The 13,921-nt window shown below is 64.0% G+C and carries 6 protein-coding genes; 3 read left to right on the top strand and 3 right to left on the bottom strand.

The window, feature by feature from the left end; all coding sequences use genetic code 11:
* The first annotated feature begins 7 nt into the window (after nt 1–7).
* Nucleotides 8–3,820 (top strand): ATP-binding protein, encoded by a 3,813-nt coding sequence (locus N826_RS15070; protein WP_169789355.1) that lies wholly within the window; start codon nt 8–10, stop codon nt 3,818–3,820.
* Between the two features lie 48 nt (nt 3,821–3,868).
* Here N826_RS15070 and N826_RS15065 read toward each other — a convergent pair whose 3' ends face one another.
* Entirely contained in the window at nt 3,869–5,632 is a 1,764-nt protein-coding gene (locus N826_RS15065; RefSeq protein ID WP_044430156.1) for a tetratricopeptide repeat protein, read from the bottom strand.
* 37 nt (nt 5,633–5,669) lie between these two features.
* Nucleotides 5,670–7,049 carry a tetratricopeptide repeat protein gene (locus N826_RS15060; protein WP_044430153.1) on the bottom strand — a complete coding sequence of 460 codons (1,380 nt, stop codon included), beginning with the start codon at nt 7,047–7,049 and terminating at the stop codon, nt 5,670–5,672.
* A 1,474-nt stretch (nt 7,050–8,523) separates the two neighbouring features.
* On the opposite strand from N826_RS15060, the gene ectB reads away from it, so the two are divergent.
* On the top strand, nt 8,524–9,789 hold the full coding sequence (gene ectB / locus N826_RS15055) for a diaminobutyrate--2-oxoglutarate transaminase (RefSeq protein WP_244619578.1): 1,266 nt from the start codon (nt 8,524–8,526) through the stop codon (nt 9,787–9,789).
* Nucleotides 9,790–9,942: 153 nt separating this feature from the next.
* On the opposite strand, the gene N826_RS44195 is transcribed toward ectB, so the two are convergent.
* The gene (locus N826_RS44195; RefSeq protein ID WP_169789354.1) at nt 9,943–10,242 is read right to left on the bottom strand and encodes a hypothetical protein; all 300 of its coding nucleotides are present in this window, start codon (nt 10,240–10,242) and stop codon (nt 9,943–9,945) included.
* On the opposite strand from N826_RS44195, the gene N826_RS15050 reads away from it, so the two are divergent.
* Nucleotides 10,189–13,921: Pls/PosA family non-ribosomal peptide synthetase (locus N826_RS15050; protein WP_052831303.1), on the top strand; the 3,733-nt coding region annotated here is incomplete at its 3' end. The two genes, N826_RS44195 and N826_RS15050, sit on opposite strands and share 54 nt — an antisense overlap.

Here is a 13,921-nt window from a genome sequence, read left to right as displayed (position 1 = left end):
GCAGTCCGTGGAGGCTTATCGCCTCGACCTGCTCGGCGGATTCGACCTTTATTCGCCCGCTGGGTCGCCGGTTCCGTTGACTGCCAGAAAGCCGATGGCTTTGCTGGCCTATCTGGCGTTGCGGCCGGATCGGCCGCACCCGCGCGACAAGATCGCGACCCTGCTGTGGGAGGACAGTCCAGATACCCTGGCTCGCAGCAGCCTGAGGCAGGCGCTGGCTCTCCTGCGCCGCTGCTTGCCCCTGCCGATCACGGACAGCGACAGCCTTCGCATCCCGGCGGAAGCCCTGGTGACCGACGTGGCGGAGTTTCAGCGGGCGGTTGCCGACGGCTCTCCCGCCATGCTGGTCCGGGCCGTGGCGCTCTATCGCGGCGACCTGTTCGAAGCTACGCCGTCGAGATCGGCGGCGTTCGAGGACTGGCTTCAGGTCGAGCGCCAGCACTTGCGTGAACTGGCGCAGGGCGCACTCGGAAAGCTGCTCGACCATGAACTGGAGCAGGGCGGTTGTGAAGCCGGCATCCGCCATGCCCTGCGGCTTCTCGCCCTAGATCCCCTGCGCGAACCGGCACACCGGGCCCTGATGAGGTTCTATGTCCGGCAGGGGCGGTACGCCGCCGCCCTGAAGCAGTACCAGACCTGCCGGTCCGTGCTGGAGCGCGAGCTGGGCGTCCTGCCCGAACCGGAAACGGAGGCGCTTCTGCGGGAGATCCGGGAACGGCGGCGCGCCCGCGACGACCGGGGCGGAACGGTGCCGGCACCGGCACCGGCACCGCGCATGCAAGACGCCGAGACACCGCCGCCGGCAGCCTGCCCACCCGTGCCGGAACTGCGCGTCGCCGCCATTCTTTGCGTCGCATTGGCGGATACCGGCGCTTTGGACCACGATCCGGAGGAGATGCACCGGCGAACGGCCGGCGCGGTTGTCCGGATCGACACCACCGTGCGGAACTATGGCGGCGACCTGTACCGGCACGTCGGAAACACGGTGTTCGCCGCATTCGGTGCGAGGCGTGCCCACGGAAACGATCCGGAACGGGCGGTCCGCACCGCGCTCGATCTGCTGAGGAGTGAGGAAGGCGGAGAGCCGCCCCGCACTGGTGTCGCCTGCGGTCTGGTCATGGTCGATGGCGGACCGGACCTCATGCTCACGGGGGCCGCCGTACAGGAAGGCGGTCGGCTCGCCATGCTGGCCGAACCGGGGGAGATCCTGATATCGCAGGCTGTCCGGGAAGCCCTTGACGGTCTGCTGGACTTGAAGGGCACGCATGGGCCGCCGTGGCGCCTGCACGATCTGAGGACGGCGGGAACGAGTTCGGCTTCCCGGCCTTTCATTGGCCGCCGTGCCGAACTGCACCAGTTCAATGGCTTGCTCGCCGCTTGCCGTGAGGCCGATCAAGGTCCCGGCGATGGCGCCGGTGGCGGGATGGTGGTCCATGTCCGGGGAGAGGCCGGAATCGGCAAATCGCGGCTGGTCGAGGAATTCCAGCGCATGGCCGGCGACCAGGGGTTCGCCTGCGTGACCGGCACCGTGCTCGATTTCGGCGTCGGCTGCGGCCAGGACGCGATCAAGGCGGTGGTCCGGTCGCTGGTGGCGGAACTGGAGAAGCGCGCCGGTTCGCTGTTCGCCGAGGGGCTTCTGGCCGGCGAACACCGCGTTCACCTCGCTCCGCTGCTCGACCAGCCGATGCCGCCGGAACTTCGCCCCGTCCATGACGCCCTGGATCACGCGACGCGGGATCTTGGCCGCAGGGCCGTCATCGCCGAGCTGGTCAGGAAGGTCGCGGCGGTCCGGCCGCTGGTCCTGACGTTCGAGGACATCCACTGGGCCGACCCGCAAGTCCATCCCTACTTCGCCATGCTGGCCGGCCTGGTGGCGGAATGTCCGGTCGTCCTGATGCTGACGACCCGCATCCAGGGCGATCCGATCGACGCCGCGTGGCGGGCCGCCGCCGGCGGCGTGCCTGTTATGACGATCGATCTCGGCCCCCTTCGCCCTGCCGAAGCCGAGGCGCTGGCGCATGCCTACGTCAAGGACGACGAGGATTTCGCACGATCCTGCGTTACGCGGTCGGGTGGAAATCCGCTATTCCTGGAACAGCTGCTGCGCGCACGGAATGCGGCGGGCACCGTGCCGGACACCATCCACTGCATCGTCCTGGCGCGCACGGACGCCCTGACGGCCAAGGACCGGCAGGCGCTTCAGGCGGCATCGGTGCTGGGCCAGCGTTTCCACCTGGATGCGCTGCGCTACCTGCTGGACGACCGGGATTATGACGTCGCGGTCCTGCTGGATCAGGCGCTTGTCCGTCCGGCCGGTGGTCCCGCCGGCGGGGAATACCTCTTCGCGCACGCGCTGGTCCAGGAGGCCGTGCATGACTCGCTCCTGCGCTCACGCCGGAACGACCTGCACCGCCGCGCCGCCGACTGGTATGCCAGCCGCGACATCGTCCGGCGGGCGGAGCATCTGGGAAGTGCCGGCGACGACAGGGCCGCCGCAGCCTATCTCGAGGCCGCCCGGTTCCACATTGCCGGCTATCGTTTCGAACGGGCGCGGTCGCTGATCAAGCGCGGACTGGCGTTGGATTGCGCTCGCGCCGAACGCTTCGCGCTGGCTTGTCTTGACGGCGAGGTGCTGGAAGCGCTGGGATCGATCCGGCCCGCGATCTCGGCTTATCGAACGGCGCGCGACCTTGGCGAAACCGATGAGGAACGCTGCCGCGCGTGGTTCGGATTGGCGGCGGGCATGCGGGTGATCGACGACCTGACCGGCGCCCTGGATGCGCTCGATCATGCCGAAGCAGCGGCCATGCGAGCCGGTTTGGTAGCGGAACGCTTCCACATCCATCACCTGCGCGGCAACCTCTGTTTCCCGCGCGGCGATCTCGACGGTTGCCTGCGCGAGCATGAAGCGGCACTGGAATGGGCGCGGCGGGCGAACGCGCCTGATCTGGAAATTCACGCGCTGAGCGGGCTTGGCGACGCGTGCTACCTGCGCGGACGGATGATCACGGCGCACGGATACTTCTCCCGCTGCGTCAGGCGGGCGCGGGAGCGGGAACTGCCCCGGATCGAGGTCGAAAACCTCTACATGGACGCCGTGACGCGCCTGTTCATGACCGATCTGGAGTCCGCGCTTGCCTTGGCGCGGGACTCGATCGCTCTCGCCGCGAGGATCGGGCACAGGCGGGCGGAACTGGTCAGCCATGTCGTCGCTTCGGAAGTGATGAGCGAGCTTGGCGACGAGGAGGCTTGTCTGTCCCACTACGCCCGCGCCCAGGCCCTGACCGCCCAGCTCGGAGCCCTGCGGTTCGAGGCGGAGAACCTGATGGGGCTTGGCCGGATGGCCTTGTACAAGGGGCGGCGGACGGAGGCGCTGGACCTGCTGACGCGGGCGATGGATTTGGCCGTCCAGACCGGTATCGGCTACTTGGGACCCAGCGTCCTGGCCCTGCTGGCGCGGGCGCACGACGGGCCTGACGAGCGCAGGCGCCTTCTCGACCAGGGGACTGCGATGCTTGCCCAAGGCAGCGTCAGCCATAACCATTTCATCTTCTACCGCGAAGCGATCGAGGTGGCGCTGGACATGGGCGACTGGGCGGCGGCCGACCATTACGCCGACCGGCTGGAGGATTTCGCCAGTCCCGAACCTCTCCCATGGAGCACCCTGTTCGTCACGCGCGGCCGCCTGCTCGCCCGCTCCGGACGGGGCGAACAGGGCAACGAACTGTGCTACGGCCTGACGCGCGTCCTGGATACCTGCCGCGCCACCCGCATGGTCCGCCATACTGCCCGCATCGACGAGGCGTTGAGCAGGCTGTGAGGCGGGTCGCGAGGCGCTGCGGGTGCCCCAGCGAAGTCTGCGGTACCCCTACAGCCGCGCGAGGTCCAGCATGCCGGGGTCGCCGGCCCATGCGCGCTCCAAGCTGGCGGCGGCTTCCTTGGCCGCTTCGCGGTCGCCGCGCGCCTCATGCACCTTCATCAGGCCGTAAAGCGCCCAGCCGTTGTTGCGCGCCCGTGTCAGGCTGGTGGCGAAAGCCTGCTCGGCCTCGTCGATGCGGCCTGCCCGGAGCAGCGCCGCGCCAAGGGATTGCTGGACCGGATAGTACCAGAAGGGCGGCTCCATGTAGGGCAGCTTGCCTTCAAGCTCCGCCGCGGCGGTGAACTCGGCGATGGCGCCGCCATTGTCGTCCCGGGCTTGGGCGATCCGCGCCCGCACCACGTGGCGCGCCAACTCCAGCACGGTTGCGGCGGGGACGCCGGCGCTTTCCAGCCCGCTGAAATCCGCCGTCCGCTCAAGCGCAGAAATGGCGTCGGCTTCCTTGCCGGCCGCCGCCGCGTCCCCGGCCTTGGCCTGCGCGACGCCTCGGGCGTAGTGCCACATAGCCTTGACGAAGGGGAACTCGTCCGACGGCGCCGGCGCCGCCATGATGGCGTCCGGCTGACTGAACTGGGCGTGGGCGAAATAGGGTGCCGCCATGATCGGTTGCACCCAGGGGACCGTGCGCGCCGCATCGTCCGTGACCGTCGCTTGGAGTTTCTCCGCCGAACTCACCGCCGTCGGACCGTCGCCCGCCATCTGCGCCGACGCCATCAAGAAATGGATGTTGTGCGGGAAATACGCACCCGGATAGATGCCGGCCGTGCCGATGCTTTCAAGATAGGCCTCGTCGGTCGCGACCGCCCGCCGGTTGGCCTGGAGAGAATCTAGGTACCGCCCGACCCTGTAGTAGATGTGCGACGGCATATGGACGAGATGGCCGGCCCCCAGGTCGAACGATGCGAGCCGGTCGGCGCCGGGCACGGCCCGTTCCGGCCGGTCGGATGCCTCGACCATGTGGATGTAGTAGTGGATCGCGCCGATATGGTCAGGGTTGCGTTCCATGACCGCTTCCAGCATCCGGACGATCTCGGCCGTATGCCCCTTCGGTTCGGCGCCTCCGGCTTGCCAGTAGTCCCACGGCGACAGGTCCATTAGCGCTTCGGCTGTCAGTACGGTTATGTCGGCGTCGTCGGGATAGCGCTTGGCGACGTCCATCATGGCTTCGGCATAGGCCGCGTCGAGCGAACGGCGGTCCGCTGCGGGGTCGGCTGCGTAGCGCCGTGCCAGCGCTTCGATCAGGGCCTGCTCATCGGGACGGGCAGCCGGTGCCAGCGCCATGGCCCGCGTTACGGCGGCCAGGGCGGGAGCGGCCGCTTCCGCTTCCATCGGCGCGTTGATGTTCGGCCCCAGGACCATCGCCTCGCCCCAATGGCACAAGGCGCAATCGGGATCGATCTGCTGCGCCTTGCGGAAGGCGCGGCGCGCTTCGGCGTGGTTGAAGCCGTAGGCAAGCCGCAGTCCCTGGTCGAAATACCGCTGAGCCAGGGGCGACGCGGTCGTCACCCGATAGCTGACGGTGCCGAGGTTCGGCCAAAGCGGCACGTTGGACAGATCGTCATAGACGGCGGTGGACGATGCGCCGGCCGTCGGTGCGAAGGGTTTCGTTTCGACCTTCATCGGCTGATGGTGCATGCCCTGGTGCTGGGTATTCGTCTGGGTGCCAGTCTGGGCGGTCGTCTGGCCCGACAGCGACAGCATGGCGGCGGTGATCAGGCCGGTATGGAGCAGTGCGTGCAGGATCGAACGGGACATGGTTATCCTCCGTTTCCAATACGATGACGATGCCGGTTCAGGCGCTCAGCCGGGCCGAGCGCTGGCGGGCGCGTTCCGCTGCAGACGCATCGCCGACGCCATCCAGGGCGCGGGCGGCAAGGGTCCAGTTGAAGGGGCTCGACGGCTTGAAGTCGGTACGCTCGGCGGTCAGGGCGCGGGCCAGCTTGGCTTGGCCGCCACGCAGGGCGGCCTCGATCAGGGTCAGGGTGATGACGTCGCGCTGGGCGTTGCTGCCGCCGAACCGGTGCGAGATCGCGCGGACCGGCAGCAGCAGGTCGACGGCGAGATCGTGGTCTCCGTCGGCGAAGGCTTGGATCGCGGCACAGACGGGCAGCCCTACCTCACGCGTCATGACGGCGTTGCTGCCGGGGGCCGATGCGCGGCGGTTCAGGACAGCCATCAGGCGGCGGGCGGCATGATCGCGGCCGCCGGCCGCGAAGGCCATCATGGCGTGCATGTCGTTGAAGGCGTAATAGCCGTCATCGGCCATCGGCTCCCACCTCTCGGCCACCGTGCCCCAGCGGTTGCCGACATCGACACCGCGCAGGTGCAGGCGCCATAGCATCGAGGTGGCGTCGACCAGTTCGATGGCGGGACCGCCCGGCCGGGGCAGGATATGCCGGTCGTAGATGTCCAGCGTCCTGTCGATCTGGCCATGGTCAAGATGATAGAGCGCCAGATGCCACCAGTTGTGGATCGCCAGCATGTTGTCGGGAGCCCAGTCGTCCACCCGGCTGGTCAACCAGCGGATGCCATCGGCAAGCCGCCCCTCCATCTCCATGACATGGGCGACGGCGTGGATCGCCCAGGGATCGCGCGGCGTCAATTCCACCGCGTGGCGGCCCATGTCCTCCGCCCGGCGGAACATGTTGTTCTCTTCCAGCCCGAACGCCTGCATGCCCAGCACATAGCCGTAGCCCGGCGTGGCATTGTCCCATTGCGGCAGCACGCGCGCCGGGCGGTCGCGCAGCATGGCGGTGTTTCCCGTAAAGAAATCGATCTGATGGGCGATCTGAAGCGCCAGAAGGTCGCGCGGGTGGTCCAGCAGCACCTGCCCGTAAAGCTCGGCCGCCCTGTGGAAATCGCCGTCCAGCCAGGCACGGGCGGCGGTGGTGTGGCCGCGTTCGCGATCGTTGGCGGCGGAGGCCAGCGCCTCGGCGGCCTCGACGCTGCGGCGCAGTTCCGGCTGGGCGCTCTTCTCGGCCGCCATCAGCATCAGCCCGGCGCGCATGCAGTGGCCCATCACGAAGGCGGGATCTTCTTCAAGCGCTTCGTCGATCACGGCCAGCGGATCGGCGAAGAAGCCGCTCAGCAGGGTGGAAGCATGTTCGAAGCGGTCGAGCGAATGGCGGTCCGACGTGGAGACGGGTTCGCCGTGCATATCGTTCAGGCCCATGGCGCGGTAACTCCAGGAGAAGGTCTTTCATATGAGATCAGGTTACCCGCCCCTTGTCAGCGCTCCGTGATCGGCGGCGTGAATGGATCGTGAAAAACGATCGGTGGAGCGCTGCCGTATTGCCGATAGTCCACACCTCTCTCAAGTCGCGATCGGACGGGAAGCTGGATAGATAGAAGCGGCTTCCCTTCGGCTTCTTGCGTTTACGCGTACGGCAACGCCAAGGCTTGTCTCACCGTGTCCGGCATCGGTCTGGCAGACGAAAATACGGTGATATGTTAACACAGGTTAAATCCGCGAGATGGCCACACCGACACTGTAGAACTGCGGAGACCTTGGCAACGGAAGCGGTTCCGTCGGCCAAAGGCGGAAACGACCGGTTTGCGTTCTTTTACGGAAGAGGAGGCCAGATAGATGATGATAGGGGTGACCGCGATCCAGCGCTGGTAGGGCAATCGCTTCGGCTCGGTGGCCATCGTACTCATATCAACGGCATTGAAGATTGACCGGTGAGTTCCGGCAAGGAGGTCGGGCTGAAGAGGCTCGACCTACAAAACCAAGTGTTGGCAAAGCACGCTGGCGTAGGTCGGGCCTCTTCAGCCCGACATCTAACGCTCCAGACCGGTCAATGTTTATTGCCGTTGGTATCAGACGATATGAAAGGGAATGAAGACCTACAAATTATGACTAGTCTAATCGAGTAGCAACCCAATACTTTCAATATCAAGCCTTAAGTTGAAAAAGGTCCTCGTTGACTTGTGTATAGACAATGTACTGACCAGGTCTCAGGTGTATATCCATTATGTTAAAGATGTATGAGTCCTCACCGGTTGGCATACAACACGTAAGTAATACACCTTGTCGATTTTCCTCCATAAGATCCGTTCCTTTGAAGATGGCGCATTATTTCGCATTATGTCGAGCAATAAAATTTACAGAAGACAGATTTTAGAATGGTGTTCTCCTTCACATATTCCCGCCTTCATTGCTGGTATAACGGCTAAGTCACACTTATCCAGGAGGCTGCGATCCATTGCCTAAAAGAACAATCAACTAAATGAACGTTGAGTGGGAAAGCGTCTGAGGTTAGTTTAGTTCTACCGCTCTAAGTAGATGATCTTGGTTGGTTAAATCCGATCGATGCCTCACCACAAAAAGGTGGAAATAGAGGTCAAGTGAACGTTCCGTTCCATTGAAAGTCTCGATCGGCGTTGCTATGGATTTCGGTGCTTCAAGCGTGTCTGCTTTGTCCGGAAGAGATGGTCTAAGCTAACGCATATCTACCAAATAGATGCTGACATTATGGTCGGATCTTCAGGTAAAACTGCGGTATTCTTGTCGATTGCGGGTTTTCTGGATAATCCTGAAAACGCAAACGTCTTGAGATCACCCCAATCAGATAAAATGAAACCCCACTAGCCAATGCTGGGGTAGGAGAACGATAATGTCTACGGCAACACTCGCGAAAAACGACATGATCTTTAACCGCCGCGAATCCAATGTCCGCAGCTATTGCAGGCGACTGGATGCAGTTTTCGATAAGGCGGTTGGAAGCGTCATCACCGATGAATCCGGTCGGCAATATGTCGATTTCCTGGCAGGTTGCGCATCGCTCAACTATGGCCATAACGACCCGGACATGAAGCAGGCTCTTCTCGACCACATCGGCCGGAATGGCATCGCTCATGGTCTGGATCTTTTCACCACGGCGAAACGACGGTTCCTCGAAGACTTCGAGTCCTTGATCCTGAACCCGCGCGGTCTCGATTACCGCGTCCAGTTCACCGGTCCTACCGGCGCCAATGCCGTGGAAGCCGCCTTGAAGCTTGCACGCAAGGTTACAGGTCGCAACAACGTCGTCGCCTTCACCAATGGCTTCCACGGTGTTACGCAAGGCGCCTTGGCCGCTACCGGCAACCGGTATCACCGCATGGGGCCATCGACCCAGCACAGTGGCGTGTCGAGGCTGCCCTTCGACGGTTATCTAGGCGCGGATATCGACACCGCGGAAATTCTCGAGCGGATGCTGAGCGATCCGTCCAGTGGCCTGGACTCACCGGCGGCGATCCTGCTGGAGACGGTACAGGGGGAGGGTGGGCTGAACGCGGCATCGCCGTCATGGCTGCGGCAGATCGCGCATCTGGCCCAATTGCACGGCGCCCTGCTGATCGTGGACGATATCCAGGCCGGCTGCGGCCGCACGGGCACGTTCTTCAGTTTCGAAGGTATCGGCATCGTCCCGGACCTCGTCACGCTGTCTAAATCCCTGTCCGGCTTCGGCCTGCCCATGGCGTTGCTGCTGATCCGTCCGCAGCACGACCTTTGGCGGCCTGCCGAACACAACGGCACGTTCCGGGGCAACACGCACGCTTTCGTCACAGCCCAGGCCGCTCTCCGTAAATTCTGGTCCGACGACATCTTCTCACGCCGCATCCTGGATAAGGCAAGGCATGTCGGGGAACGTCTCACCGCCATGACGGACCTGATCCCAGGTTCCCGCGTCAAAGGCCGGGGCATGATGATCGGCATCGACGTCGGGTCCGGTGAACTGGCGGAAGCGATCTGCCGCCGTTGCTTCGAGGACGGCCTGATCATCGAGACTTCGGGCGCTTACGACGAAGTGGTCAAGATCCTGGCGCCGCTCACCACGCCCGATGATCTGCTCGATTACGGGCTGGATGTCCTGGAATCCGCCATCCATGCCGCTCTCACCGATCGCGCGGCCGCCGCTGCCGAGTGAGGCCATCACGCCGGCACCGGCCCGCCTGACCGCCTGAAGAGCTTTTCAATCCGACCCCATCGATGCGTTCGCGCCTGAGCTTCGCTTGCGGCGGCGCTGCACTGCGCCGCCGCTTCCCGGCACCTGGTTCGATGGCTCTGAACCATTCCAGGCTCAAAGCTGACAAGAAAGGCTGATGGTTATATCATGAACCAGACTGAGCAGGCTCTTGAGCGCTTCGCGCTTACTGGTGACGAAGACGCATACAGTACAAGAGCCGATTTTACTTTCAGCGACCCGGAAGAGGTTTTGACTTGTCCAGGCTATCCCCTCGATATCCGATGGCAGCCGGGTGAGCGCCTCGATCACTTGTTTGAGAAACGCTTTTCCCTGCTGCGGGAAACGGGTGTCGGGAGCCGCGTGGCGGTCATCGCCGAGGACGGCGAACTGAGCTTCGACGACCTCGAGCGCCAAGCCAATCGGCTGTCCCGTCATTTGATCGCTTCGGGCGTCAGGCCGGGCGACAGGATTGGCCTCCTCTTCAGCCGGTCGGTCTGGGCCTATGCCGCGATGCTGGCCGTCATGAAGGCCAATGCCGCGTATGTGCCGCTCGATCCGGGATTTCCCAAAGACAGGATCGCCTTCATCGCGGAGGATGCCGGCATCAGGCTCGTCCTGACGACCGCCAGCCTGCGCGACCATCTCGACACCCTGGCGGCCGACGTGATCTGCCTGGACGACGCGCGGACCGCGATCGACCGGGAAGAGTCCGCCGCACCCGATCTTTCCGCCCCCGATCTTCTTGCAGAGTCCCCGACCGACGACCTCTGCTACATCATCTATACCTCCGGCTCGACCGGCAAGCCCAAGGGCGTCGCTGTCGAGCATCGCAGCATCTGCAACTTCGTCAGGGTCGCGGCCGAGGTCTACGGCATCATGCCGGATGACCGCGTCTACCAGGGCATGACCATCGCCTTCGACTTCTCGGTCGAGGAAATCTGGGTCCCGCTGTATTCCGGAGCGACGCTGGTAGCCGCACCTCCAGGCCCCAGCCTCGTCGGGCGCGACCTTTCCCAATTCCTGGAAACCCGGCGGATCACGGCACTGTGCTGCGTGCCGACCCTTCTCGCCACCCTCGACGACGACTTGCCCTCGCTCCGGTTCATCCTGGTTTCCGGAGAGGCCTGCCCGCAGAACCTGGTCGAGCGCTGGTACAGCCAGGGCAGGACCTTCCTCAACGTCTATGGTCCGACGGAAGCGACGGTCACCGCCACCTGGACCATGCTCGTCCCGGACAAGCCGGTCACGATCGGGGTGCCGCTGCCGACATACAAGATCCTGATCCTGGCCCCGGACGAACCCCGGCGGGTGGAGAAGGGCGGCATCGGAGAAATCTGCATCGCCGGCATCGGGCTGGCGCGCGGCTACGTCAACCGGCCCGACTTGACCGACAAGGCCTTCATCGCGGACTTCCTCGGGCTTGAAGACAACCCGTCCGGGCGGATTTATCGGACCGGCGACCTGGGCCGCATCACGGACAAGGGCGAGATCGAATATCTCGGCCGGCTCGACGCCCAGGTGAAGATCCGGGGCTACCGGATCGAGCTGGCGGAGATCGAATCCGTCATCATGAGGGTGCCGGGGATCGCCCAGGCCGTCGTCGGCACCTTCCAGCCGGAACCCGGCATGGTCGAGCTGGTGGCCTATTACACGCTCCGCCATGACGTGGACCACCTCGACCGTGAAACGATCCTTGGGACCATCCGGAGCGACCTGCCCGCCTACATGCTGCCGGCCTTCTTCGAGAGGATGGACGCGCTGCCCATGCTCCCGTGCGACAAGGTGGACCGCAAGAGGCTGCCGCCGCCGTCGGGACCGCGTCACAGCGTCCGTAAAGCCGACTGCATCCCGCCGACGAACGACACCGAAGCCGAGATAGCGTGCACCCTGATGGATCTGCTCAAGCTCGAGCGGGTCTCGATGGACGACCATTTCTTCAACGATCTCGGCGCCAATTCCCTGCTGATGGCAAGGTTCTGTGCCCGGATCCGCGAGAAACTGAACTATTCCGACGTGTCCATGCGGGAGGTATACCTGCATCCGACGCCTCGGGACTTCGCGGCCTTCCTCACCACCCAGGCCCACAGGAAAGCCCCAGCGGCACCGGCCGAGCCGGTCCATGTCGCCGGCGATCTCGATTACTGGCTCTGCGGCGGCATGCAGTTGATCTTCTATTTCGTCTACTCGACGGCCCTGACCGCTGGACTCGTCCAGGGATATATCTGGATCTCCGCGACGCACTCGGTCACCGACACCTATCTCCGGTCCGTCGCCTTCGGCTCGGGCATGTTCCTCGCCATGGCGGCCCTCCCGATCGCGGTCAAATGGCTGGTCGTCGGCCGGTCGCGGGAAGAGAGCATTCCGATCTGGAGCCTCGGCTACTTCCGCTTCTGGCTCATCAAGCGGATGATCCAGATCAACCCGATGGTCATGTTCATCGGGACCCCGCTCTACAACGTCTATCTCCGGCTGCTGGGGGCGAAGATCGGCCGCAACGTCGTGATCTTCTCCGGTGTCGTTCCGGTCTGCCCGGACCTTCTGTCGATCGGCGACGGCACGATCATCAAGAAGGACAGCAATCTGGTCGGCTACCGGGCGCGCGCGGGGTTGATCGAGACCGGCAGGATCACGATCGGCCGGGATGCCTTCATCGGCGAGGCGACCGTCCTGGACATCGGGACCAGCATCGGCGACGGCGCGCAACTCGGGCACTCGTCGTCGCTGCACCAGGGACAGGCTATCCCCGACGGCAAGCGATATCACGGCTCGCCCGCGCGGGAGACGACGGACGATTACCTGTCGGTCGAGCCGATGCCGTGCGGAATCGTCCGCCGGGCGGCGTTCTCCACCGCTCAAGCGGTCGTCCTGTTCGGCCTGACGCTGCCGCTGCCCCTCGTGATCCTGGACTCTCTGCTGGTATGGCTGGGCTTCGGCACCGGGACGGAGGTCGCGGCCCATGTCGGCGCCAATTTCACCGACCCCGGTTTCCAGCTGATCCTGATCCAGGTTTCGGCCGGCACCTATTTCGGCCTGATCGTCCTCGGCCTGCTGAGCATCGTCACGATACCGAGACTGCTCAACCTGTTCATGACGGAAGGAAAGACATATCCACTGTATGGCTTTCACTTCCTGGTTCACCGGGCGATTTCAAGCAGAAGCAACTCATACTTCTTCAATCTCCTGTTCGGCGATAGCTCCTATATCATCTATTACCTGCGGGCCATCGGCTACAAGATATCGTTGAAAGATCAGACCGGCTCCAACTTCGGGGTCGAGCAGAAGCACGACACGCCTTTCCTCTGCGAGATCGGCAAGGGAACCTTGATTTCCGATGGTTTTTCCATGATCAACGCCGACATCTCCAGCTCTTCCTTCAGGCTGAGGAAGGTTTCGGTCGGCGCCGACAGCTTCATCGGCAACAACGTCTTCTACCCGGCCGGCAGCAAGGTGGGCGACAACTGCCTGCTCGGGACCAAGACGATGGTGCCGGTCGGCGGACCGGAGCTGAAAGACGTCGGGCTGCTCGGGTCCCCCAGTTTCGAGATCCCCCGGTCGGTCGTCCGCGACAAGCAACTGGAGCACTACCGCGACGGCCCGACCTTCAAGGACCGCCTGTTCCGCAAGAACATCTCCAACACCGTCACGATATTCCTGTACCTGGGCTCGCAATGGTTCTTCGTGCATCTGGTCACCCTGCTGGCCGCCGTCGAGATGGACCAGTACGTCGAGTCCGGCTGGATCGCTCTGCTCGACTTCACGATGATCGTGCTGGTCCTGACGGTCGCGTACTATGCCCTGCTCGAGCACGCCAGCATGGGTTTCCGCAAACTGCGGCCGCAGTCCTGCTCGATCTACGACGATTACTACTGGAAGCACGAGCGTTTCTGGAAACTGAGTGAAGTCTTCTACCTGGACCTGTTCTCGGGCACGCCGTTCAAGGGGATGATCTGGCGGCTGCTGGGCGTCAAGGTCGGCAGGAAGCTGTTCGACGACGGCAGCGGCATACCGGAAAAGACGCTGGTGACGATCGGCGACAACTGCACGATCAACCAGATGGTCACGATCCAGGGCCACTCGCTGGAGGATGGCGCCT

Origin of the sequence: Skermanella aerolata KACC 11604 (genome assembly GCF_000936425.1) — a bacterium.
GTDB lineage: Bacteria > Pseudomonadota > Alphaproteobacteria > Azospirillales > Azospirillaceae > Skermanella > Skermanella aerolata.
This window is presented reverse-complemented; position numbering and strand designations above follow the sequence as displayed.

Bases quoted from the DNA above. Each gene is read 5' to 3' on its own strand.
- N826_RS15065 (WP_044430156.1), bottom strand. From the start codon at position 5,632: ATGTCCCGTTCGATCCTGCACGCACTGCTCCATACCGGCCTGATCACC.
- ectB (WP_244619578.1), top strand. From the start codon at position 8,524: ATGATCTTTAACCGCCGCGAATCCAATGTCCGCAGCTATTGCAGGCGA.
- N826_RS15060 (WP_044430153.1), bottom strand. From the start codon at position 7,049: ATGGGCCTGAACGATATGCACGGCGAACCCGTCTCCACGTCGGACCGC.